The 22,315-nt window shown below is 59.8% G+C and carries 21 protein-coding genes and 1 riboswitch; of the genes, 9 read left to right on the top strand and 12 right to left on the bottom strand.

Going from position 1 to position 22,315, the window contains the following annotated elements:
- Positions 1-316 precede the first annotated feature (316 nt).
- From AF337_RS42245 to AF337_RS15525, 5 genes are all read left to right on the top strand, one after another.
- Positions 317-2,203: a N,N-dimethylformamidase beta subunit family domain-containing protein gene (locus AF337_RS42245; RefSeq protein ID WP_152971097.1), complete on the top strand. Its 1,887-nt coding sequence runs from the start codon at positions 317-319 to the stop codon at positions 2,201-2,203.
- Positions 2,204-2,415: 212 nt separating this feature from the next.
- Positions 2,416-3,162 (top strand): TylF/MycF/NovP-related O-methyltransferase, encoded by a 747-nt coding sequence (locus AF337_RS40475; protein ID WP_049732741.1) that lies wholly within the window; start codon positions 2,416-2,418, stop codon positions 3,160-3,162.
- A gap of 278 nt (positions 3,163-3,440) precedes the next feature.
- Positions 3,441-4,469 (top strand): polysaccharide pyruvyl transferase family protein, encoded by a 1,029-nt coding sequence (locus AF337_RS15535; protein WP_049732740.1) that lies wholly within the window; start codon positions 3,441-3,443, stop codon positions 4,467-4,469.
- Positions 4,470-4,747: 278 nt separating this feature from the next.
- Positions 4,748-6,241: a lipopolysaccharide biosynthesis protein gene (locus AF337_RS15530; protein WP_152971096.1), complete on the top strand. Its 1,494-nt coding sequence runs from the start codon at positions 4,748-4,750 to the stop codon at positions 6,239-6,241.
- Between the two features lie 540 nt (positions 6,242-6,781).
- Positions 6,782-7,684, top strand: coding sequence for a DUF6030 family protein (locus AF337_RS15525; RefSeq protein ID WP_193393625.1), 903 nt, complete (start codon positions 6,782-6,784; stop codon positions 7,682-7,684).
- Between the two features lie 78 nt (positions 7,685-7,762).
- Here AF337_RS15525 and AF337_RS15520 read toward each other — a convergent pair whose 3' ends face one another.
- Genes AF337_RS15520 through AF337_RS15505 form a run of 4 tightly spaced genes read right to left on the bottom strand, consistent with a single transcriptional unit; the run spans position 7,763 to position 12,752 of the window.
- A complete protein-coding gene (locus AF337_RS15520; protein ID WP_049732737.1) occupies positions 7,763-10,135 on the bottom strand; it encodes a CehA/McbA family metallohydrolase domain-containing protein in 2,373 nt (790 codons plus the stop codon).
- Positions 10,136-10,147: 12 nt separating this feature from the next.
- Positions 10,148-10,957, bottom strand: coding sequence for an ABC transporter permease (locus tag AF337_RS15515; protein WP_244471265.1), 810 nt, complete (start codon positions 10,955-10,957; stop codon positions 10,148-10,150).
- Positions 10,929-11,924 (bottom strand): ABC transporter substrate-binding protein, encoded by a 996-nt coding sequence (locus AF337_RS15510; RefSeq protein ID WP_049732735.1) that lies wholly within the window; start codon positions 11,922-11,924, stop codon positions 10,929-10,931. The genes AF337_RS15515 and AF337_RS15510 overlap by 29 nt, the downstream gene beginning before the upstream one ends.
- A gap of 12 nt (positions 11,925-11,936) precedes the next feature.
- Complete coding sequence (locus tag AF337_RS15505) at positions 11,937-12,752, bottom strand: ABC transporter ATP-binding protein (protein WP_049732734.1); 816 nt, start codon at positions 12,750-12,752, stop codon at positions 11,937-11,939.
- A gap of 156 nt (positions 12,753-12,908) precedes the next feature.
- Between AF337_RS15505 and AF337_RS15500 the strand changes: the two genes are divergently transcribed.
- Positions 12,909-13,628 carry a GntR family transcriptional regulator gene (locus tag AF337_RS15500; RefSeq protein WP_049732733.1) on the top strand — a complete coding sequence of 240 codons (720 nt, stop codon included), beginning with the start codon at positions 12,909-12,911 and terminating at the stop codon, positions 13,626-13,628.
- Between the two features lie 66 nt (positions 13,629-13,694).
- Here AF337_RS15500 and AF337_RS15495 read toward each other — a convergent pair whose 3' ends face one another.
- Positions 13,695-13,952 carry a CrpP-related protein gene (locus AF337_RS15495; RefSeq protein WP_049732732.1) on the bottom strand — a complete coding sequence of 86 codons (258 nt, stop codon included), beginning with the start codon at positions 13,950-13,952 and terminating at the stop codon, positions 13,695-13,697.
- Between the two features lie 241 nt (positions 13,953-14,193).
- On the opposite strand from AF337_RS15495, the gene AF337_RS15490 reads away from it, so the two are divergent.
- Entirely contained in the window at positions 14,194-14,943 is a 750-nt protein-coding gene (locus AF337_RS15490) for a sulfite exporter TauE/SafE family protein (protein WP_049732731.1), read from the top strand.
- 142 nt (positions 14,944-15,085) lie between these two features.
- On the opposite strand, the gene AF337_RS15485 is transcribed toward AF337_RS15490, so the two are convergent.
- The 6 genes from AF337_RS15485 to thiC form a co-directional block, all read right to left on the bottom strand.
- Complete coding sequence (locus tag AF337_RS15485) at positions 15,086-15,529, bottom strand: ATP-binding cassette domain-containing protein (protein WP_049732730.1); 444 nt, start codon at positions 15,527-15,529, stop codon at positions 15,086-15,088.
- 537 nt (positions 15,530-16,066) lie between these two features.
- A complete protein-coding gene (locus tag AF337_RS15475; RefSeq protein WP_049732729.1) occupies positions 16,067-16,681 on the bottom strand; it encodes a thiamine phosphate synthase in 615 nt (204 codons plus the stop codon).
- The gene (locus AF337_RS15470) at positions 16,678-17,451 is read right to left on the bottom strand and encodes a thiazole synthase (protein ID WP_049732728.1); all 774 of its coding nucleotides are present in this window, start codon (positions 17,449-17,451) and stop codon (positions 16,678-16,680) included. Before AF337_RS15470 ends, AF337_RS15475 begins: the two co-directional genes overlap by 4 nt.
- 2 nt (positions 17,452-17,453) lie before the next feature.
- The gene (gene thiS / locus AF337_RS15465) at positions 17,454-17,651 is read right to left on the bottom strand and encodes a sulfur carrier protein ThiS (protein ID WP_049732727.1); all 198 of its coding nucleotides are present in this window, start codon (positions 17,649-17,651) and stop codon (positions 17,454-17,456) included.
- Between the two features lie 20 nt (positions 17,652-17,671).
- Positions 17,672-18,622: a glycine oxidase ThiO gene (gene thiO / locus AF337_RS15460; RefSeq protein WP_049732726.1), complete on the bottom strand. Its 951-nt coding sequence runs from the start codon at positions 18,620-18,622 to the stop codon at positions 17,672-17,674.
- 1 nt (position 18,623) lies between these two features.
- Positions 18,624-20,450: a phosphomethylpyrimidine synthase ThiC gene (gene thiC, locus AF337_RS15455; protein WP_049732725.1), complete on the bottom strand. Its 1,827-nt coding sequence runs from the start codon at positions 20,448-20,450 to the stop codon at positions 18,624-18,626.
- A gap of 92 nt (positions 20,451-20,542) precedes the next feature.
- A riboswitch (TPP riboswitch) is annotated at positions 20,543-20,674 on the bottom strand.
- A 137-nt stretch (positions 20,675-20,811) separates the two neighbouring features.
- On the opposite strand from thiC, the gene AF337_RS15450 reads away from it, so the two are divergent.
- Positions 20,812-21,258, top strand: a complete 447-nt coding sequence (locus AF337_RS15450; RefSeq protein WP_049732724.1) for a GNAT family N-acetyltransferase — start codon at positions 20,812-20,814, stop codon at positions 21,256-21,258.
- Positions 21,259-21,319: 61 nt separating this feature from the next.
- Positions 21,320-21,580, top strand: a complete 261-nt coding sequence (locus AF337_RS15445) for a hypothetical protein (RefSeq protein ID WP_049732723.1) — start codon at positions 21,320-21,322, stop codon at positions 21,578-21,580.
- Between the two features lie 43 nt (positions 21,581-21,623).
- Here the strand turns inward: AF337_RS15445 and AF337_RS15440 are convergent.
- A partial coding sequence (locus AF337_RS15440) for an ABC transporter ATP-binding protein (protein ID WP_152971095.1) occupies positions 21,624-22,315 on the bottom strand: 692 nt, incomplete at its 5' end.

Genomic DNA, 22,315 nt, shown 5'->3' with positions numbered 1-22,315 from the left:
GTCTGGTCGAAATGGGGGCAGTTCACAGGAAGGGCAAATCAGCAGACCCCCAATTGGAGGATGAATGGCCGCGCCGATGCCATCAAACGGGCAGTGATAGCCCCCGCTACGTAGCCGAAAAGCGGTCTAAGTCGGGCCACTTGGCCGTTGAGGGAAACCTACTAAGGGTCTATAAAGTTTCTCGATAGGTCGTTGCAGAACGCTGGTTTCGTGCTGTCATCGGAAGGCTTTGAAATTATAGGCTCCAGAAACGCGGCCACGCCCAGCGAATAAATAATCACTACGCACCAATGTGGGATAACGGTCAGGGGGATCTATGGAAGGCAGTGTCGAGAGTGGCGCGCAAAAGATACCCACATCGTCGAACGAGGAACACACCTATTATGTTCTCCTTAGAGGGAGCGCCACTGTTGGAAATACGCTGACCGCAAATGTTTTCAATGAATGCGGCCAAAGTCCTGAGAAGGCGGTGGCTTACGGTTGGCAGCAAAAAGTTGACGGGGCATGGACGAATATTGCCGGAGAGACGAGTGCTCGCATCAGAATACCGTCGGGTCTTCTTGGCAGCCAAATCCGAGCTCTAGCAGTCGTATCCACGACCGAGGGCCTTAACAACTTCACCAGTAATGGCATCAGAGTGGACTCTCAAAACTCAATTGTAATCGAAAATCTAAATGCCGGCACAGCTGATTGGAAGATTACAAATTTGGCGACGAACCACGAGATCGAAGCTTATGCGGATGCAACAAGTATAAATGCAGGAGAATCCTTGAGCCTAAAGGTTTCTTTGTCTTCCGCTGGGCAATATAATCTTGAGGTCTATCGCCTTGGCTACTACAGCGGTGCAGGCGGTCGACTTATAGCCAGCGCGCTAGGTCTAGACGGGTTAACTCAATCAAGCCCCACCATGACCAATCCTGGCACGCGTTTGATCGAATGTCTATGGGACGTATCGTATGAACTGAAAACCTCAGCAGCTTGGACAACCGGACTTTATGTTATCAAGTTAACTGATTGCAGAAGCGGCAAACAGTCGCTTGTTCCGTTTGTTCTGCGCAGAGACAATCACCCCAGCGATATAGGCTTTCAGGATGCAGTAACGACTGCTCAAGCGTATAACATATTCGGCGGCTTCAGTGTATACGATGCTAATAGCACCAGTAACACAAGAGCATACCAGGTAAGCTTTGATCGCCCCTATGATTCCGCCCATCTCGGATTCAGCAATACTGATGGTTTCAATTGTAATAATATGCTCACTTGGGAGTATAACATGGTCCGCTGGTTGGAGTCGCAGGGCTATGACATATCCTATTACACCAATGTGGACGTTCACAGTAACCCTTTACAAATTCTTTCGCACAGAATATTTCTTTCGGTAGGTCATGATGAGTATTGGTCGATGGAGCAGCGTAATCGAGTTGAGTCGGCACGCGATAATGGTATTCATCTCGCCTTTTACTCTGCTAATACTGCTTATTGGCAGGTTCGGTTCGATTGCTCAAGCCGGGGGCAGTCGAACCGCGTTGTTACCATATACAAGGACTCATCGGGTATTGGCGCCGGCCTATCTCTCGATCCGGTGGCTCAACTAGATCCTCCTGCGGCAACTTCAGTGTTTCGCTCTAAGGAGGTCAATAGACCGGAGAATGCACTGATAGGGGTGGGCTATGTATCCGATCAAGGTAACATCTATGAGGGGTTCGATTTCATCGTTTCTAATGCTGCTGACCCTATCTACGCGCACACAGGTTTAAGAAACGGCGATAGGCTGAAGGGACTGGTCGGGTACGAATGGGATGCGGTTCTAGACAACGAAGAATCTCCCGACGGACTCGTCATTCTTTCGAAATCCTCTACACGTGCCAACGATATTCTACCACCACTGCCAGGTGGCACACGTCCAAATATCTCCCATGCTATCCATTACAGAGCAGTGAGTGGAGCGCGAGTATTTTCGACCGGATCAATTCAGTGGGTATGGGGCTTAGACAACAGTTGGGCTTTCCAACCGCCCCAGCTCACGAGAAGTTGGCGGAGAAGAATAAAGAACTGGATAAAGGGTTTGGTGTCTCTAGTCGTTACTGTTCCGATGAGGAATATGCCATGCGTAGATCGCCGCGCGCAGCAGATGACGGTCAATCTTTTTTCCGAAATGGATGTAAGACCGCAGACCCCCTCCTCTTGGCTTACTTTGTCCTGATGAACCGCCAAGTTATCCGTCAACGCTTTGAAGGTATGTGAGTGAGGACCGGAGATGATCGTATCATGAAAACAGATCAGCTTTGCCAACGACGAGTACGTCGATGAGAAGGGCAAGGCACGACGCTAGCGGGCTTCCCCCGCCAAGGGGAGTCGTAGGGAGTTCAGTAAGGCTTCGCCGAGGCGGACGCTGTTGCGGGGAGATGGGGCGTTATGAAAGTAGTAGATAGAGTTGCGCGTGGGGCGCGTTGGCGCCTCAACGCGCTTTTGGAACGCGCCCGTCGGACCGCCTACCCAGGGGCGGTTCGACAGGCTTGGTCAAGGGTGCGCACCGAATACCTTTCTTACACGACTGATCGTCAACTTCATCAATTGCTTGAGGTAGTTCGTCGTACCGCCCCGAGCGGAGCCTTGATCATTGAGGCAGGTTGCGCGCGCGGCGGTTCAGCAATTCTCATGTGTTCCGCCAAGTCGCCTCAGCGCGCTATGCGTGTGTACGACCTGTTCGAGATGCTCCCTCCGCCTTCGGAGCACGATGGCGACGACATGAAAGCTCGGTACGCTGAAATCGCTGCCGGCAAAGCCGTCGGCCTTGGAGGCGAGCAATACTATCTCTATAATGATGACCTGATGGCGACGGTGACGAACAACTTCGCTAGGTTTGGTTATCCTGTCGAGTCCAACAACGTCCAGCTGATAAAGGGTAAGGTGCAAGACACGCTTACAGTCGCCGAGCCGGTCGCTTTGGCCAATATCGATGTTGATTGGTACGAGCCTGTCAGCGCCTGTCTAGAGCGGGTTATGCCTCATCTCATCGTCGGCGGCGCTGTCGCACTTCGCGCCTATTCGGATTGGTCTGGGTGCCGAAAGGCGGCAGACGATTACTTCTCTCGCGCAGGACGGGAGGGACTGGACTTTGACGTCTCGGCTGGACACATGCTTGTGACCCGAACGCACTGAACCTTCTCCGTCCAAGAAGACATTTTTGGGACGGCACCTCCTGCACTGGACACAGAAAGGACTTCGAGAATCGATGCCTACCGCGGCGCCAAAGATCCAATTCGCAAGACCAGCAATCGTTGGCGTCACTTCGCTCGGGCGCCTGTAAGCGCTCCTCCAGCGCGGTGCGGATGACAGTGTCCAAGAGGGCGTGCGCCGGTTTGTCACCTGGTAGGGCGCTAAAAGAGAGGTTCCAGCATTCGCCAATCGCGGCAGTGCATAATCGAGGGTTGGCGCACATGATCGGTACAGCACTTTCGCCTAACGACGCGGCGCAAAAGGCGCAGCAGGCGCGAGCGATTCGCGAGTGTCTCGACCGATACATCCCCGAATGCCAGCCTGTAGCGCTTCTGCAGTTCCCGTTCGACTTCAATGTCGGCAACCACATGATGTGGGTGGCCGCCATGGACTACTTGAAGCAACGTAATGCGCCCATCGCCTATACGGCGCATGGGCATAACCTCGATCTTCAGCAAATGATTCGCGCTGTCGGGGACGGCACGATACTCTTCTCGGGCGGAGTCACGGTCTCGCGCCTATGGCCGCGCCACGCAGAGGTCAAGCGCATCGTCGCCGAGGCGTGCCCCAATAATCGCCTCGTGTCGCTGCCGTCGACCATGCTGTTCGCCGACGACGAGGACCGCCGCGAGGCGAGCACGATCTTCGGAAATCATCGCAATGCTGTACTTTTGGCCAGGGACCCGGTCAGCGCTGAGTCAGCGCGCAACGTATTCCCCGGCAACGTCCATGTGGAGACGGTCCACGATTCCGCGCTGCTCCTCCCGCCGCAGCCAAGGCACGCCGCGCCCGATCACGATGTCATCTGGCTCGCCCGCGACGATATGGAGGGCGTCGGATCCCTCGCACCAAGTGATGTCGAAGTGTTCGACTGGACGCACGATGATCCCGCGGCCATGCGGGTTCTGTTTCCAGGGCGCTTCTTCTCCCGCGTCCGCAAACTGGCGCCAACGCTCCGTTCGATCGCCAATAGGCAGATTGCCGGCAGCTACGATCGCTTTGCGCGCTACGTTCTCGCGAGCGGCAACCGCAGGCTGGATACCGGTAAGGTGCTGGTTACGGACCGCATGCACCCACACATTCTCTGCGCCCTGCGTTCGCAGCACAGCGTGCTGCTGCCCGACCGCTTCGGCAAGAACCGCGCTGTGTACGAGTACACAGGTCGAAACTACAGCACCGTCCACTGGGCCGACACACATGAGGAAGCCCTTGAGATTGCGCGTACCGTCGCCCGGAGCACCCCGGTCTAGCAGGCTGTTGAAGAAAGCGACTGACATGGTCTTGCGATGAATCAGATCAACATTTTTCAGCTCTTCAATGAGGCTGCGACCGATCCAGTGAGTACTTGCCTAGCCCTGGGATTTTGGCTTCGCTGTTTCTTCTGCCTCAGCCGTCAGCGTTGCGATGTACCTGACCTTTCGTTCGTCTTATACTTCCAGCAAGACATAGCTGGACATCGCGGCCCGATGAATATTTCTCCCGAGAACTGCACCGCATTAGCACTGTAGGCGTAAGAGAGGAAACAACGTTGGAAGGTGTACGCAAACAACTGAGTGTCGGGGCAATGTGGACCGCCAGCGGACGCGTCGTCTCAAATCTTCTGGGCGTGGTCAGCATGCTGGCACTGGCTCGACTGCTATCACCTGCCGATTTCGGCGTAGTGAGCCTCGCGACTATCGTCCTTTCGATCATCGCGGCCATAACCGAACTTTCGCTCAGTTCGGCCCTCATCCAGCACAAGAGCCCGCAGCGAGAGCATTACAATACGGCATGGACACTGAACATGCTGCGCGCGGCGGCGATCGCCGTCCTGCTGGTTAGCGCAGGTTATCCCGTCGCATGGGCCTATCAGGACGACCGTCTGATCGGTATATTCTTCGCGCTTGGAGGCGGCACGCTGATCAGCGGCCTCGTGAACCCCCGGCTTGTGGACTTCCGGCGGCGCCTTTCCTTTCACCAAGAGATATTCATCGACCTGATCAACAAGGTGGTTGGCGTGGTCGTCGCCGTCGTCCTCGCCCTGATTCTTCGCAGCTACTGGGCGCTCGTGATCGGCACGCTCGCCTCGCAGGTGGCCGGTGTGATCATGTCGTACGTCCTGCTTCCTTATATGCCGCGCATTTCGTTTGCTCACTGGAGAAATCTGTTCTCGTTCTCCGGGTGGGTGGCGCTCAGCTCCGGTCTCAATGAGGTCAACTGGCGCGCCGACCAGCTTGCGCTTGGCGCGATGCTGGGCGCCGGCCCTCTCGGCCAGTACACCGTAGGCGACAGGCTTGCCTCGCTGCCAGTACGTGAATCGACGGCGCCGATCGCAGGCTTGCTCTTCCCAGTCTTTGCACGGCTTCAGGACGATCCTGAACGCCTGCGGCATGCATTCCTTCGATCCCAAGGCCTGCTTGTTGCGGCGGCGCTGCCGGTAGGCATTGGGTTCGCGCTGGTTGCCGAGCCCTTCATCACCATGGTCCTTGGCCCGGCGTGGTCCTCGGCCGTGCTGGTGGCTCAGGTGTTGGGCGCGGTCTTCGCCATCGCCGCCTTTAAAATGCCGGTGACTCCCTTGGCAATGGGCCTCGGCTGCACGCGGTCGCTGTTTCAGCTTGACCTCGCTTTCATCTTCGTGCGCATTCCCCTGATTTTCGCGGGCCTGGTCTGGGGTGGGCTGGCTGGTCTTCTGTACGCGCGATGCATCAGCGCCGCGATCGGCATCCTGATGTATGTCTTCCTGGCGAGGCGTCTCACCGGCGTGTCAGTGAGGGCTCAGCTTCTCGCCTGCTGGCGTTCGATCGTCGCCGCGCTGGTTATGGCTGGATGTGTCTGGGGCGTCGGCCTCATGATCACCGACGGGTCAGAGTCCCTGCAACTGGCGATCATGATACCAATCGGCGGGATCGGCTATTTCGGGGCAAGCCTCGTACTTTGGCTGGCAAGCGGCAAGCCTGCGGGCCCCGAACGAGAAGCGTTGGATTTGCTCCAGTTCGTTCGCCGCGGGCCCCGCGTAATCCGGCTACCCAGAGTCGGCACGTAGCGGCCCAAGAGACACACCGCCGAAGCCGCGTGTACGCGCGTTGGACGGTGAAGTATTCCAAGGCGAAGCAGCCCACGGAAACTCCGACACCAGCCGCGACAGGCAGCATGACATTGCTATTCCAATGTTCGGTTACAAAAACCATCGCTCGCGCTGATGTAGCGACGACGGATCAGAGACGGGACGTCGCCAGCCAGTTAGACATGCGACGCTGAGCATCTCCACTGCGGGCCACCGCAGTTTTCGCGACACTAGCTGGTATTGTTGTCCTGAGGGGTCGCCGATGCGCTCTTCCGCGCGAATTTTTGGGGGGCGAACGCCGTCCGCCGGGGTTGCTGCTTGACGCCCCCCACACACGACCTCACACTCGCGGTGTCGAAGGCTGAGTCGGACAGACTGTACCGTTTTTCACCTCAGAAGGAATTGCCGGCAGGGGCTGATTGGTTCACGCGCCGACCGACACCGGTCGGTCGCAAACAGGATCGAGGCTGACTGGGCTCGAACTCGCATCCGCTCCGATTTTGCTTGTGAGGTCGCGCCGTGGATAAAGTGTTATCAGCAGTCGATCCGCCTCGCGACATCCGGCTTCGGCGCTGGAATTCCGTGTTGCGGAGCAACAGCCGCCGGTTGCTTTGGTCAGTGCTTTTGATATGCGTTTTGCTTCTTGCAGGCATCGTTGTTTTTTACCGTGAAATCCAACACAGCGAAGATCCGGTCGGGCTCATTGAAGATCGAGCTCTCAATAAGGCTGCCCGATCAGCGCCCATAGCCGTCGGCCCCGATATGGCGGCTCCTTTTTCTCTCCCGCCGATGTCTATACCGCTGCACCTGATCGAAGTCCCGAAGCCGGAACTGGCCGGTCAGTTTCTGCGGATGTGGCGCATCTCGGGGCCGACTATTTGCGGTGCTCTTCGAGAGGCCGGCATCGAGATGAGCGAATGGAAAGCCGCATCGATGCGCAATCGCAGTTATGAATGTTATTTTCAGCGCATCTACGAAAGGGACGAGGTGCGTCCCCTCAGTTCCACCTTCCTCAAGGTTCGTGGAAATGAAATGGGCGATGTTCTTGAGATCCGCGCCAAGGTCATTGGGCCGACGACAGATGCGCAGGGGCGTCTCGCCCCGGCCGTCCTGCGTATTTTCGAGATCATTGTGAAGCAGGCGTGCTGGCGTGATTTCGAGGATACCCTTGCGTCGATCCAAAACCTTCGAAATGTCGAAGACGAACGATTCGGCTCCTATCTCAGCTTCACGCGCGAAGCCGGCAGTGGAAATAACTTTAATTTTGTTCTTGGTCTTAAGGCGACTTCGGATTCGCAGGTGAGGACGAAGACGTATTTTTCGACAGAGCGCTGGTTAGCCACAACCCCCCACAATGTTTCCGCGAATTTCATCCTCATGGACCCCTTGGGCACGCCCATATCAGCCGATTGCGCTCGATGACGGCGGGTGGCCTTTGACGTGGGCGTCCTCGATTGGCCGCCCAAGCTGCGACTTGTAAAACCTGTTTTAGGAGCATCATTACCGAGGCGTCAAGAACAGCGGAGATGTCCAAATTCGGGATTGGTCCCGCTGCCGCGCCGTTATGAACAACGGATGTTCGCGTTCTGGATCGAGCTTCAGTTCATACAGCAATATCTCACCCGCAAGATCTCTCGGCAGCGGTCGGTCGGTAACCCTTTCCACGATCAGGCGCAACTCGACGCCTAGTAGATCGAGTGTGACCGAGCCCTTCGCGATCAGATCCTTCCCATTGACTTCCAGCCTTGCTTCGGGAGCATGCACATGCGGTGGCGGCTGCAGCGGGTCACCGATCTTGCTGTAGCCATGAAGGTTTGCGGCAATCGTGATGTGGGCATCGGTTAGGTCGGAAAGCGTGAGCTCGATCCCGTCGACATCGCCGTGTGTTGCCGTTCTAAAGCCGAGCTTGCCCAGTCCGGTACGCCATACGCTCTGTTCGGGGTGGTCAAAGCCCACTCCGCGCGCATCGAGAAGCGCTACTCCGGTCACGGCGACATCACCACTCCAATAAGCCGCCCGATAGCGATCCTTGATGCGCGCGCCGCCGAAACGGACACGCACGCTGCGTTCGCTGAAGCCAGCCTCCGCATGCAGATCGCGGCTCCACACGAGGCGATCGCCATCATAGAGTTGAACCTCTTCCCAGCCGGCATGGCCGAGCAGACGGTAGGAGAGCGGCTCGTCAAGTTCGGCATCGAATACCTCGCCCATGAAACGCTGTCCCTGGGACAGAACAGCAAAACTGCGTTCGCCGGTGGTGGCGAAGGTGCGCCGCGCCCGGAGTGCGTTCCCGACGCCGGCACGGTCGAAGCGGTCGGCGATGACGCCGGTCAGTCCGCCGCGCGAACCGAAAGTTCCGGTTGCCGGCGCGCCGCCGCCGCATCGGCCTTGGTGCTCGTCGCTCGCCGCCGAGGCGCCGACCCTGTATCCGCGTGCGAGCGCCTCGGTGTAGAGCCAGTGGAATTGTCCCCAGGCGGAACCAATTTCAATGAGCCGTTCCAGCTCCGGATGGTTCCAATCCAGAATGCAGCGCCGGCCGCCCACATGTGGGATCAGCAAATGGCCCTCTGGATCGTCCTCATAGGCGGCATGGAGCCGGTCTACAGGCCAGATGCCCGGCCGGATCGTTCCAGCCGTCGTCTCGTTCCATTCGAAAGAGCGAAGAGACCGCCCCTCTTTGTCAAACGGGAAGCGGGGTTTACCGTCGCGTAGGAAGACGACATTGCGGTCGCCGCCGGCTGCGGAGTTGCCGCACCATTCGGTGCCAGGATAGCAGACGAAGCGGCCGGGCTCGTTAAGGCCATGGATAATCTCCACGGCCTTATCCCAATTCGCTTCGGTGATGTTGAAATCGTTGACGGTGTAGCCCACCACGTCAAGCCCGGCGATGTCGCGTCCATAAGTGAGGTTATAGGTCGCGTCGTTGGTCCCGACGGTGTCGTCGGAATGGACGTGCAGATCCGCGTAGAGAGGACGCAAGGTCTCTTCCTCACTCTGTACATAGGCGACGGCCGCGGCGACGAAGGTTTCGTCGTCCAGCCGTGCTTCCAGTTTCCACTCGCCGGTTTCGGTGAAGGAAAGGCCGGAAATCCGCGCGAATGTCCAATCCTCTGCGGCTAGTGCGATCGGCTCCGTGCGTTGGGTCGCGTCCGGAGCGGTGATCACGAGCGTGCCCCGCAAATTGCGGTTACGGCAGGTGTTTCCCCATATGTCGTCGATGCGCACGATCGCGTCGGCGGTTTCGCCGAGGCCAACAAGGCGTGGCGCAATGACCTGAAAGGCGTGGGGTGGACCGGCCAGGATTTCGAGCCTGCAGTCGCCCGGCACTTCGGCAAATTTCGAGCTGCCCAGCGGATCGATGAACAGCCGGAATCGGAACGCCTTTTCCACGAAGGTCTGCACGCGCGTGCCGGCGCCTCCCTGGCGCCGGTCGCCGAGACGAATGACGATCCTGTCGCCGGGATTGATATAGCCATCGACGACATCGATGATGACGGCCTTCTGGAAGGGGCGCTCGTGTCCCTTCTGGTCGAAGCGTACCTTCAGCGCCTGCACCGTCGCCGGGCTCTGGCCAGGGACCAGCGGCCCGGCGTGATATTCGGCGGAAACGTAGTTGGCGCCCGTCGGGTCCGTCGTCTGGAACAGCGCCCAGTCGGAATAGAATTTGAAGGCGAGCTTCAGCCATGCGCCGTCCGCAAGGCCGACTGCGCCAACCTCATAGACGAGTTCCAGTTCGGTCCAATCGCCGGCAATCAGCGTCTGTCGCTGACAGGTGAGACGGCCGAGGAAGGGAAGCGTGTCGAAGAAGGTGGCAAGGCCAGCGGGGGAATGCACAGCGGCTTGGGACGCCTTTCGCTGCAAAGTCTCTGTCATGGGAGAGGTCCGTTATTGTCCGCGCCAGCTTTCGTAGCGGCGCTCTATCCGTCGAAATACGAGGCTCTCCATGAGCCACGCGGTGAGTCCGATCAGCGTGATGCCGAGAAGCACCTGCGCCGAATTGCCGACCTGTCCCCCCATCGCGACCATCCAGCCGATCCCCTGGGAGGCGCCGATCATCTCGGCCGCCACGAGCGCCCGCCACGCCTGCGCGAAGCCGATGCGCAATGCGGCGGTCAGAAAGGGGAGGGAGGCAGGAAGATACACATGGGCCAGCAGTTGAAACCGTTTGGCCCCGAGAATGCGGGCTGCGCGCACCTCCCCGCCGCCGATCGAAAGCACGCCTTCCTGGATTGTCACCGCCATCGGAAAGGCCGATGCGATGAATATGACCACGGCGATCGACAGATATCCGAGGCCGAAGAAGATCAGGGAGAGCGGCGCCCAGGCAATCGGAGGGATCGCCATGAAAAGGCCGAGCAGAGGCTGGACGAACTCACGGAACGGCCGCCAAAGTCCGGCAGACACGCCGATGAGCACGGCCGCCAGGATCGCCGCGCCGAAGCCGCCGAATTCACGCAACAAGCTGGCCAGAAACTGGCGGCCGAGTTCGCCGGATTCGATCCAGCGCAGTCCCTCCGCTGCCACCTCCCAGGGCTGTGGCAGGACGTAAGATGGGACCCTGCTGGCTGCGAGGCTCCACACGGCAAGCAGGAAGGGAAGCGCTGCCCAGCGCCAGGACGGCTGCGGAAAACGCCGCCGCGCTGTCAATTTCTTCATCGATCGGATCTCACCGCTGGGCAGCCGCTTTGGCGGCAAAACTGTCGTCAATGATGTCGTCGACATTCAATGGCTTGTTGAGGATGCCGAGATCGACGGAGTAGTTGATGAGCCGCTGGATGAAGGCGCGGTCGGACGGCTCGATTTCTGCGGACCAGCCGAGGCGTTTCCTGGCCTCGGCGACAATCGCTTCCGGCGGAACGATGGTTCCCTCCGCGGCCTTCACGGGCTCCAGCTTAAAACTCTGTGCAATGATCCGATTGGCCTCCTCGGGATGCTCCCGCAGAAAGGCGACGGCTTTGGCATTGGCCCGCAGCAGCTTGACAAGATCGTCCGGCCGCTCTTTCAGCGTCTTTGAAGGTGCTGCCACGACATACCATGGATAGCCGGGAAGAGCGCCGTTCACGTCGAAGACGACTCGGCCCGTGCCACGGAGCACCGACTGGCTGATGAAGGGCTCCCACGAGAAGGCAGCATCGACGACCCCTGTATCAAGGGCGGCGTTCATGTTGCCCACCGGCATCTGCGACAATTGGAGGTCGGCGTCGGGATTGAGGCCGGCAGTCTCCTTCAGGACGAAACCGCGCAGCAGCACGTCCATGCCGCTGCCTCTGTTGACGCCGGCGAGCTTCTTGCCTCTGAGGTCTGAGAGCGACTGAATCGAGCCGTCGGCCTTCGCGATCAAGGCTGCCTGGCCATAATTCACTTTGGCGATGATCTTCGCTTCGAGCCCGCGCGCGGCCCATTGATAGACGGGCGGGGCGCCGATATAGGCCACGTCGATTTCCCCTCCCGCCACCGCCTGCTGAATGACGGGGCCATCGCCAAAGCCCTTGAGCTCGACGTTCAATCCCTCTTCGCGAAAGTAGCCTTTCTCTTCGGCGATGAGAGCAGGCGCGTTCGCCATGGCCTGGACCCACCCGATACGAAGCGGCCGGGATTCCTGCGCACCGGCGGGCCAGGCAGCAGCAAGTGCGAAAAGGGCTGCAGGTAGAATGCGTTTCATCGGATGTCCCCTTCAGGTAGCGGGTTGATTGCTGGTCATCACCATGGCGATTTGCTCGGCGAGGCGTTCGCGCAGTTCTGCAAACAAGGGATTGGCGCGCGTGCCTCGCTGGTCGCGAGGGCGCGGCAAATCGATCTTCACTTCGGCTGTGATGCCGGTTGGAGGCAGGCCGAGAATGAGGACGCGGTCCGCCAGATAGATCGCTTCGTCGATGTCATGCGTGATGAACAGCACGGTCTTGCCCAAGCTCGACCAGATGCGGAGCAGTTCGTCGTTGAGGGCTGAGCGCGTCAGGGCGTCGAGCGCTGCGAAAGGCTCGTCCATGAGCAGAAGGCGTGGCTCAAGCGCCAGCGAGCGCGCAAGTGCTACGCGCTGACGCTGGCCGCCCGACAATCGGTGAGGCGGCTCTTCTGCCTGTTCTTCCAGTCCGACAAGCCGCAGAAAATGCAGGGCGATCGCCCTTTGCTCCTGCTGCGATCCTCTGCGATTCATACGGAGGCCGAAGCGGACATTTTCCAGCACGCTCAGCCAGGGGAAAAGGTGGGGCGACTGGAAGACATAGCCGAGTGCGGAATGTTCCGGCGCAACCGGCGCCCCGTCTATGGTGATATGTCCCGATTGAGGGCGCAGGAAGCCGGATAGCAGATTGAGCAGGGTCGACTTGCCGCAGCCGGAGGGACCGAGGATCGCGACGAATTCTCCTGGACGGGCTTCCAGCGAAAATTTTTCGAATATGCTGCGTCGGCTTTCGGGATAGGCGAAACCGATGCCGTTCACCGAGAAGGTGGCGCCGGGTGAATGCTGCCGAATTGGGGAAACAGATGCCATATTGCGTTCGAACGATCTGGAGTTTGAATTGCCCTCGGTTATAATACATTATAATACATGTTATCAACGTGGGGCCTTCCCTTGTCCGGCGGCAAAGGAGAACTTTGTTCCAAGGCTGCAAGAGTCCGTGGTCTTTTTAACCCCGATGGAAAACAGATGAGCCTGATACGCAATAACCCGGTGGCGATGTATCTGCAGATCGCCGATCGCCTTCGTCGTGAGATCGCCGAAGGAACATTCGAGCCCTCCGGGCGGTTGCCGTCGGAATCGCAGATCATGGCGCGCTTCGACGTCAGCCGCGTCACCGTCCGCCTCGCGCTCGAGCAGCTGGATAAGGACGGGCTGATCCAGCGCCGGAAAGGCAAGGGCACTTTCGTGACCGGCAAGCAGGTCCGCCATCAGATCGATACCCTGCGCAGTTTCCACGAGTCGCTGAAAGTGCAGGGCTTCGATGCCACAATGCGGATTGTCGAACTGACTACCATTGAAACGCCGCCGGCGTTTGTCTCGTTGTTCGGAGCAAAATGCGCGCTGCTGGAGCGTCTTCATATGGTGGACGACGAGCCCATTGCCTTGGGTCGAAGCCTCCTGCCCGCCGTCATGTCGGAACTGGATTTGAAAACGGCCGAACAACGGCCGACTTATGCGCTCCTCAAGGACAAAGCCGGCGCCGATATTGTCTCCGCCGAGATCGCCATCGGCGCGCGCGCGGTGCCGCCTCGCATCTCATCCTTGATCGGTGCAGCCGCGAATGCGGTTTTGCTCGTTCTCGAACGGACCTCATATTTCGATCATGGCGCCTGCGCCGAATGGTCGGAATTCTTCATCCGGCCCGAGCGATACAAATTTGTCCTCGGCAATCGAACGTCCGTCTGATCGCGCTTGTTCTTCGTTGCCAGGGAGGAAAACCGAGCCGGCAGCTTGTGATTACCATCAAGGGCGTTAAGCGTCGAATGCCCGTCGTTTGGGAATCGAGATCAACGCCTTGAAGTGAGTTTCAATCCTGCCTTCGCGGCTAGCGTCCTCCGCTTCCCAACCAAACTTCCACGCGTCGTGACGCGCAAGCCAATCCCCGAGAGCGCCGGTATCACCGGTGGGCAATCGATGGGCCGCGAGGTATGGGTTTTCGTGAGCCTTTAGTCCGAGCACCCGTGCCCTTGAGCCGGCCTCTTGCAAATCGATCAGCTCTTCAATTGTCATACGCGCCCCCACGATGTCAGCGACGGTAACATGGTGGTTCGCGCATGCAAGCGATTGCTAAATAATGGGTTAATTTGGGACAGTCGTGAGGCGAGAGCGCATGGTTTCCTGACGTGATGGCGAGGATTGCCGCGTCACCGAGAGCGCTGTAAAGCGTCAGCGCACTTAAACCCGCCCGCAGTCGCTGTTTTGCAAAAGCGTCTCGGCGGAAATCAAATTTGCAGGCTAAAGCGACCTGAACATGTACGATATCATTCTTCTTTTCCTCGCTGGCTTGTTGGCAGGCAGCATGAATGCATTGGCCGGCGGCGGGTCGTTCGTATCCCTGCCGGCGCTGATATCGGTCGGAGTGCCGTCGGTTGCCGCAAACGCGACGAGCACCTTGGCCTTGTTTCCAGGCGGTATGACGAGCTCATGGGTCTACCGTGACGGGGTCAGGAGTGTGTGCGGCATCAATGTCATGCCCATTGCTATCGTGACAGTGGTGGGTGGTGTGGCCGGAAGCGTTTTATTGCTTCTGACCCCATCCAGGATTTTCGATGGGATCCTGCCATGGCTCTTGCTGGTGGCGACATTGATGCTGGCTGCAGGTCCGAGGCTCAGCGCAAAGCTCCGGACGCAGGCACGTCCGAATTTTCTGGCCTTCGCAACGGTTCAATTCTTTCTCGGTCTCTATGGCGGCTATTTTGGCGGCGCGGTGGGCCTTATGATGCTTGCGGCATGGAGCGCGCTCGGGGGCGGGGACATCAAGAGCCTGAATCCGACAAGAATGGTGATGGTAACTGCCGCAAACGCGGTCGCCGTCGTCGTCTTCGTACTGGCCGGCGCAATCGTATGGCAAGAGTGCATTCCGATGACGATCGGAGCCGTTATCGGCGGGTGGATCGGAGCGCATGTCGGACGGAGGCTGCCGGCATCGGTCGTCCGGGTGCTAACCCTTGCGGTCGCCTTGCTGACGACGGCGGTGTTCTTTTCGCGCGCTTACCTGTAAGCGGGGATCCTTCCGGCAGTTTATACGCGTATTCGCCAGATCTCGAAATGAGGCGTACCTGACGAACGATCCATATGGTTACGAGCATCGCCGCCCAAGGCCGAGCGGCGTCAGACGAGGTAGGGTATCCGCGCCCCTGTCTTCATGAAGTAGTTCGAGGCAATGGCGCTTCAACCGCGAAAACTCGGGCGAGGCGACGATATCGGTCGAGTGCGGCCGCGGGAAGGGGACGGTGATCGTGAATGCGGCCGGGCTGCGCCTTCATCAGGATGATCCGGTCGGCGAGCAGCAGCGCCTCGTCGATGTCATGCGTTACGAACAGGACGGTCTTGCGGAACTGCTCCCATATGGCAAGCAGCAACCCCTGCATTTTCAGCCGCGTCAGGGCGTCGAGCGCGCCGAAAAGCGTCGATTTCCCGCAGCCGGAGGGGCCGAGCAGGCAGACGAATTCGCCGGGCGCGACGGTGAAGCTGACATCCGAGACCGTTTCGAAAGCGGCCTTTCCCTTGCCGAGACGGATGGGGACCTGCTCCGCAACGATTCTGCCGGTCTCGGATCGCACCAGGCGCTGATGGCTGTTCATCATTCGGAGACGAACAAATCCTTCTCAATGTCACCAATTCCGAAGGGAAACCCTACAGCGGACTCGACGACGCTGCCTTCCTGGACGGCCTGAAGCGAACCGCGGCCTCGTTTGGCGCCCCGAACCCAGAAGTCTCCGCCTCCGGCAAGGCAGTGGCACGATTTGTCGGCAATGTTGGGCGAAGTCCAAACAAGGCGAAGCTTACATAAGCCTGCTCGGCGGGGCTGATTCCGAATTGGTGAAAAAGCTGGAAGAGATAAGCGCGGACTATGCGGCTCTTGTCGCCAAGACCGGTGAAAGCAAAGGCTGGAACCGCAACGAATGAGGCGCTCCTATTGGCGTCAGCGCCTTTGGCAGCCTTTCAGATCCTGAACAGGAGCCCACTGACCGCGATCATGGTGCCATTCTCAATGCGTTGCGTGCCGGAAATGTGGATGTTGCCGCAGCGGTCCTTTCACGCGACGTACAATGGATAGGCCAGAAGCGCGGAAGCAGATCATAGTTTGTATGCACAGTCCTTTGCGCGAGAAAATTCGCTCTTCAAGGGTCACGGCGAAATGAGCGGGTTGCGGCAATCCACGCCAGGGTCCGTTGTTCAGGATCGAGATTGCGCGTGATATCGGTCACGACCGCGGCACTGTCGGCCCCGTTCTTGAAAACGCCGGCAATGCGTTCCACCGTCAGCCCGCCGATCGCGACAAGCGGTGTGCCGCCGATATGGGTTTTCCACGCCCCGATGCGTTCGAGGCCCTGCGGCGCCCAGGGGATGGCCTTGAGGATGGTCGGATAGATCGGGCCGAGGGCGATATAATCCGGATGTGCGGCAAGCGCGACCGCCAGCTCCGCCTCGTCATGCGTCGAAAGCCCGAGCTTCAAACCTGCTTCGCGGATGGCGCCAAGATCGGCGGCGGCCAGATCCTCCTGGCCGAGATGGATGAAATCGCAGCCTTCCTCGATGGCGAGTTGCCAGTAGTCGTTGACGATCAACTGGCATGCGTGGGCTTTGCAGATCGCTTTCGCCGCGCGGATATCTGCTCGCGTCTCCGTCACAGTGCGATCCTTGATGCGAAGTTGAACCAATTTGACGCCAAGCGGCACCAGCCTTCGGATCCAGTCGGCGCTGTCGACGATCAGATAAAAGGGGTCGAGCGTCATGCAAACACCGCCTTTCCGATCACCGGTGTCGAAGGCACGGCCATGTCGCGCGGCTCCAGCATGCCGGCGCCGAACGCCTGCCTACCGGCATCGATTGCCTTGGCAAAGGCCTCCGCCATCGCGGCCGGGTCGCCGGCGCCAGCGACAGCAGTGTTGAGCAGCACGGCATCGAAGCCCAGCTCCATGACGATGGCCGCATGCGAGGGCCTGCCGATGCCGGCATCCACGATCAGCGGCACGTCTGCAAAATGCGCCCGCATCGATCGAAGTGCGGCGAGGTTTTGAGGTCCCGCCGCAGATCCGATCGGCGCGCACCAGGGCATCAGCACCCGGCAGCCGGCGTCGATGAGGCGCTCGGCGACGACCAGATCGTCGGTCGTGTATGGAAAGACCTCGAAACCATCGCCGGTGAGGATGCGCGCCGCTTCCACCAGCGCGAAAACATCCGGCTGCAGCGTGTCGTGATTGCCGATCACCTCCAGCTTGATCCAGTTGGTACGAAAGACTTCCCGGGCCATCTTTGCCGTCAACACCGCCTCGGAGACGCCGTGGCAGCCGGCCGTGTTGGGGAGAACGTGAACGCCGAGCGAGCGGATCATGTCGAAGAAAGCGCCGCCATTGCGCCCGCCGGCCATTTCGCGGCGCAGCGATACGGTGACGATCTCCGTTTTAGAGCGCGTGATGGATTGGGCGAGGATCGCCGGCGAGGGGTAACGGGCGGTGCCGAGAAGCAGGCGTGATGCGATTTGGCTTCCATAAAGATCAAGCATGCTCAGCCTCCCTGCATCGGGGTCAGGATTTCGATCCGGTCATGATCGTGCAGCATATGCTCGCCGCGATCCTCGCGATGGACCAGTTCGCCATTGACGGCGGTCGCCAGCCAGTCGCCTTCGTAATCGAGCGCGGCCAGAAGCTGCAAAAGCGTCGTGGCGGCGATTGTCTGGACTTCGCCATTGATGATCAGTTGCATTGGGAGTTCCTTTGCTTCGGCTATTTGGAAAAAACGAGATCGGCGGCCTCGGCCGCCATGGTCGGCGCCAGCAGAAAACCGTGGCGATAAAGACCGTTGAAAACGACGACCTTCCCCTCCCGCACGACGCGCGGAAGATTGTCGGGCAGGGCAGGGCGGATGCCGGCGCCGGTTTCGACGACGGCGGCGTCGGCAAAAGCCGGGTGCAGCGCATAGGCCGTGTTCAGCAGTTCCATCAGCGAACGCGCGGTGATCGGGCCGTCGGAATCGGTCTCGATCATCGTCGCGCCGATCATGAAAAAGCCGTTGCCGCGGGGAACGATATAGACGGGAAAACGCGGATGCAGCAGGCGGACGGGCCGGGCCAGCGTGACCTCTTCGGTATGGAGATAGAGCATTTCGCCCCGCACGCCGCGCAGGTCGCGCTCTCGCCCGATGCGGGCAGCACCTGTGCAGTCGACGATATCGGAGAAATCGTCATCGTCCGGCGCTACGTCGGTAAAGGTGGCGCCGTTTGCCGCCAGTTGCTCTTTCAGCGCCCGCAGCGCCTGGCGCGGGTCCAGATGCGCCTCACCTGGGAAGAACAGGCCGTGCCTGAAACGGGTGGCGAGCGCGGGCTCAAGGGCGGCGATATCGTTCTCGTCAACCCATTGATAACCGGTCGTGCGGCCGGCAAATCGCTTCAGCTCGCCATGGTCGCGCGTCGAGGCGACGACGAGCGTGCCGTTGCGGACGGTGCTGCCCGGCAGGATCGCTTCCCAGCGATCGGCGGCATCGAGGCCGCCCGTCAGCACCGCCTCATCGGCGCTTTCCCGCTCGCACCAGGGCGCCAGCATGCCGCCGGCGAGCCAGGACGCCGCACGAGCGAAGTTCGGGTGCGGGTCGAAGACCGTGACATCGGCACCGCGGGCATGCAGCTCGCGGGCGACGGTGAGGCCGGCGACGCCGGCCCCTTTGACAAGCACGCGCATGTCAGTCCGCCCCGTGCGCGGAGGTCTCGATCGGCATATAGAGATCGCCGCCCTCACGGTATTTCGCCGCCATCGCGTCCAGCCCCTCCTTCTGCGCTTCGGCGCGGATGTCATGCGATATGCGCATGGAGCAAAATTTCGGGCCGCACATCGAACAGAAATGCGCCACCTTGTGGGCTTCCTTCGGAAGCGTTTCATCGTGGAAGGAGCGGGCCGTTTCGGGATCGAGCGACAGGTTGAACTGGTCTTCCCAGCGGAATTCGAAACGCGCCCGCGACAGCGCGTCGTCTCGAAGGCGCGCCGCCGGATGGCCCTTGGCGAGGTCGGCGGCATGGGCGGCGATCTTATAGGTGATGACGCCGGTCTTGACGTCGCTGCGGTCGGGCAGGCCGAGATGCTCTTTCGGGGTGACGTAGCAGAGCATAGCCGTGCCGAACCAGCCGATCATCGCCGCACCGATGCCGGAGGTGATATGGTCGTAGCCGGGCGCGATATCGGTCGTCAGCGGTCCCAGCGTGTAGAAGGGCGCCTCGCCGCAGACGGCGAGCTGCTTGTCCATGTTCTCCTTGATCTTGTGCATCGGCACGTGGCCGGGGCCCTCGATCATCACCTGGCAATCCCTCGCCCAGGCGATCTTGGTCAGTTCGCCGAGCGTTTCCAATTCTGCGAACTGTGCCGCGTCGTTGGCGTCGGCAATCGAACCCGGACGCAGGCCGTCGCCGAGCGAGAAGGAGACGTCATAGGCCCGGCAGATGTCGCAGATCTCTTCGAAATGCTCGTAAAGGAAGCTCTCGCGGTGATGATGCAGACACCACTTGGCCATAATCGAACCGCCGCGCGAGACGATGCCGGTGACGCGGTTGACGGTGAGCGGGATGTAATGCAGCCGCACGCCGGCATGGATGGTGAAATAGTCGACGCCCTGTTCCGCTTGCTCGATCAGCGTATCGCGATAAATTTCCCAGGTAAGATCCTCGGCGATGCCGCCGACCTTTTCCAGCGCCTGATACAGCGGCACCGTGCCGATCGGCAGTGGCGAATTGCGGATGATCCATTCGCGGATATTGTGGATGTTGCGGCCGGTCGAAAGATCCATGACCGTATCGGCGCCCCAGCGGGCGGCCCAGACCATCTTCTCGACTTCTTCGGCCATTGATGAGGTGACGGCGGAATTGCCGATATTGGCGTTGATCTTCACCAGAAAATTCCGGCCGATGATCATCGGTTCGCTTTCGGGATGGTTGATGTTGGCGGGGATGATCGCCCGGCCGGCGGCGACTTCCCGGCGGACGAATTCCGGCGTGACGTGATCGGGAATATCGGCGCCGAAGCTCTCGCCGTCGCGCACCAGCGCTTCGGCCTTGGCCTTGCGGCCGAGATTCTCGCGAATGGCGATGAACTCCATCTCCGGCGTGATGATGCCGGCGCGTGCATAGGCGAACTGGGTGACGGCTTTGCCGTTTTTGGCGCGCAGCGGCTGGCGCCGTCGGGGGAATTCCGGCGTCAGCCGGTCGCCGCTGACGAAGCCGTTATCCTCGGGGCGGACATGGCGGCCGTCATAGGCTTCGATATCCCCGCGGGCCAGCAGCCAGTCGCGGCGCAGTGGCGGCAGGCCCTGCTCGATGCGGATCTCCGCACCTTCGATCGTGTAGGGACCTGAGGAATCATAGACGATGACAGGCGGCTCGCCGGCGGTCGGGTGAACGCTGATTTCGCGCATCGGCACGCGGATATTACTGTGGATATCTCCCGGAATATGGATCTTCCGCGAGGCGGGCAGCGGGCCGGTGGTGACGGTCGGGGTGAGGTTTTTTGCGGCAATGGTCATGGTTTGAGGCTCCAAGTGGTGGTTGGAGACCCAGTCAATCAGCCGGAATGATGGAAAGACGCCGGCATGGATTCCACGCGTGAATCCGAAGCCTTCGAGCGCTTGCACCGTCCCTACGCCAGTATGAACTGGATCAGGTTCAACGGGTCACTGCGCCACAACCGGCAAAGCCGTATTGTCCAGCAGTATCTCAGCCCCTTGCCGGGACCCCCCTGGTGAATGCGGATAGTCGTAAAGCGCCGTCGGTGAGCGTGTCAAGCTTAAGAGCTTTGCCGTCCCGCTTATATCGTACGTTTCGGAACCCGGTTGCGTTACTGGCCGAACTGCGGCACATGTCATTTCACTCAACGTCAGGTGGATTATGTCGTTTCGGATTGAACGTCTTATGCGAGAACATCTCAGTGGCGCCGCCGGCGTGCTGGTCAGTGCCTATGCGGGACCTCCGTGGAACGAGAATTGGTCGCTTGAAGCGGCCATTGAAAATGTAAACAACGTGCTTGAAACCCCCAAATCCATTGCCCTTGCGGCCATCGACGGAGGCAAGGTGCTGGGGATTGCGCTCGGCATACGACAGAGGCGCCATGCCGGTCCGGTCATTTATCTGGATGAGCTTTCGGTCCTGCCTGAGGCGCAGGGTACTGGAATAGGGACCGCGCTGCTGTCAGCCGTTTTCGAAACGGCAAAGATCGAGGGATGCAACAGCGTCTGGTTGATCTCACAGCGGGAAGGGGCGTTGTCGCAATTTTATCAGCGCAGCGGATTCGCCATCGGCGGCAACCTTGGACTCTACTCCAAATCGAGTGCGTAGCGGTTGGCCCCGTGACCGCGATTCCACTTTGAACCTATCTCGTTGTGGGATGAAAGAGTGCATGTCTGATCGGATTTGTCTGTCCGACATATCGGAAGAAAGCTGGCGAGCGGTCATCGAAACGTTGGGGGCTGCCGGCTGGTCCGTCCGAAAGGGCGGCGGCCTCGATTTCTCCTGGGCTATCCTGGAGCGCGGCGGGATACGGATCGACATGCAATATGATGCATGGCAGGAGGGCGAAATGGCCTTTGCCAAAGCCGACGGATCGACAATAACGATCGATCTTCCAGCACAATTGATGTTGGAGCTGAAATTGAACTGACCCGCCACTAAACGTTCGGCGGCTCTTCTGAAGCGATGCCCGCTCAATCCGGTCGCAATGTCTTGCCGGATTCCGCATCGAAAAGATGAAGCTTCCCTGGCCGAGCAGCGATCGTCGCGACCTGGCCCGGCTCAAAGTCGTGACGGTCGGAAAGCACCGCGACAAGCTCGCCGGACCCGTAGCGCAGGAAGACCATCGTCTCATGGCCGGTGGGTTCGGTGACACTGACCGTCGTGTCGAGGCCGCTTTGGCTGAGCGAAAGGTGTTCAGGCCGCACGCCGAGAAGCACGGCCTGCCCGTCGGACGTCTGCGGGATAAAACCGAGCGCAATCTCGTCGCCGGTCTCCGTGACGAAGATCGCACCATCGGCCTTGTAACGGCCTTTCAGCAGATTCATCGACGGCGAGCCGATAAAGGCTGCCACGAATGTATTGCGGGGACGATCGTAGAGTTCCAGCGGCGTGCCGATCTGTTCGACCTTGCCGCCCTGCATGACCACGATCTTGTCGGCCATGGTCATCGCTTCGACCTGATCGTGGGTGACATAGATCGTCGTGGTTCTCAGTCGCTGGTGCAGTTCCTTGATCTCCTTGCGCATCTGCACGCGCAGCTTGGCGTCGAGGTTCGACAAGGGCTCGTCGAACAGGAAAACCTGCGGCGATCGGACGATGGCGCGTCCCATCGCCACGCGCTGGCGCTGGCCGCCCGAAAGCTGGCGCGGATAGCGGTCGAGAT

Origin of the sequence: Rhizobium ecuadorense (genome assembly GCF_001187535.1) — a bacterium.
GTDB lineage: Bacteria > Pseudomonadota > Alphaproteobacteria > Rhizobiales > Rhizobiaceae > Rhizobium > Rhizobium ecuadorense.
Note: the sequence above shows the minus strand (reverse complement) of the source record. Positions and strands in the feature narration are given on the sequence as shown.

Excerpts from the sequence above, each read along its gene's own strand:
- AF337_RS42245 (WP_152971097.1), top strand. The coding sequence starts at position 317 with ATGGAAGGCAGTGTCGAGAGTGGCGCGCAAAAGATACCCACATCGTCG.
- AF337_RS40475 (WP_049732741.1), top strand. The coding sequence starts at position 2,416 with ATGAAAGTAGTAGATAGAGTTGCGCGTGGGGCGCGTTGGCGCCTCAAC.
- AF337_RS15535 (WP_049732740.1), top strand. The coding sequence starts at position 3,441 with ATGATCGGTACAGCACTTTCGCCTAACGACGCGGCGCAAAAGGCGCAG.
- AF337_RS15520 (WP_049732737.1), bottom strand. The coding sequence starts at position 10,135 with ATGACAGAGACTTTGCAGCGAAAGGCGTCCCAAGCCGCTGTGCATTCC.
- AF337_RS15510 (WP_049732735.1), bottom strand. The coding sequence starts at position 11,924 with ATGAAACGCATTCTACCTGCAGCCCTTTTCGCACTTGCTGCTGCCTGG.
- AF337_RS15505 (WP_049732734.1), bottom strand. The coding sequence starts at position 12,752 with ATGGCATCTGTTTCCCCAATTCGGCAGCATTCACCCGGCGCCACCTTC.
- AF337_RS15500 (WP_049732733.1), top strand. The coding sequence starts at position 12,909 with ATGAGCCTGATACGCAATAACCCGGTGGCGATGTATCTGCAGATCGCC.
- AF337_RS15495 (WP_049732732.1), bottom strand. The coding sequence starts at position 13,952 with ATGACAATTGAAGAGCTGATCGATTTGCAAGAGGCCGGCTCAAGGGCA.
- AF337_RS15490 (WP_049732731.1), top strand. The coding sequence starts at position 14,194 with ATGTACGATATCATTCTTCTTTTCCTCGCTGGCTTGTTGGCAGGCAGC.
- AF337_RS15485 (WP_049732730.1), bottom strand. The coding sequence starts at position 15,529 with ATGATGAACAGCCATCAGCGCCTGGTGCGATCCGAGACCGGCAGAATC.
- AF337_RS15475 (WP_049732729.1), bottom strand. The coding sequence starts at position 16,681 with ATGACGCTCGACCCCTTTTATCTGATCGTCGACAGCGCCGACTGGATC.
- AF337_RS15470 (WP_049732728.1), bottom strand. The coding sequence starts at position 17,451 with ATGCTTGATCTTTATGGAAGCCAAATCGCATCACGCCTGCTTCTCGGC.
- thiS (WP_049732727.1), bottom strand. The coding sequence starts at position 17,651 with ATGCAACTGATCATCAATGGCGAAGTCCAGACAATCGCCGCCACGACG.
- thiO (WP_049732726.1), bottom strand. The coding sequence starts at position 18,622 with ATGCGCGTGCTTGTCAAAGGGGCCGGCGTCGCCGGCCTCACCGTCGCC.
- thiC (WP_049732725.1), bottom strand. The coding sequence starts at position 20,450 with ATGACCATTGCCGCAAAAAACCTCACCCCGACCGTCACCACCGGCCCG.
- AF337_RS15450 (WP_049732724.1), top strand. The coding sequence starts at position 20,812 with ATGTCGTTTCGGATTGAACGTCTTATGCGAGAACATCTCAGTGGCGCC.
- AF337_RS15445 (WP_049732723.1), top strand. The coding sequence starts at position 21,320 with ATGTCTGATCGGATTTGTCTGTCCGACATATCGGAAGAAAGCTGGCGA.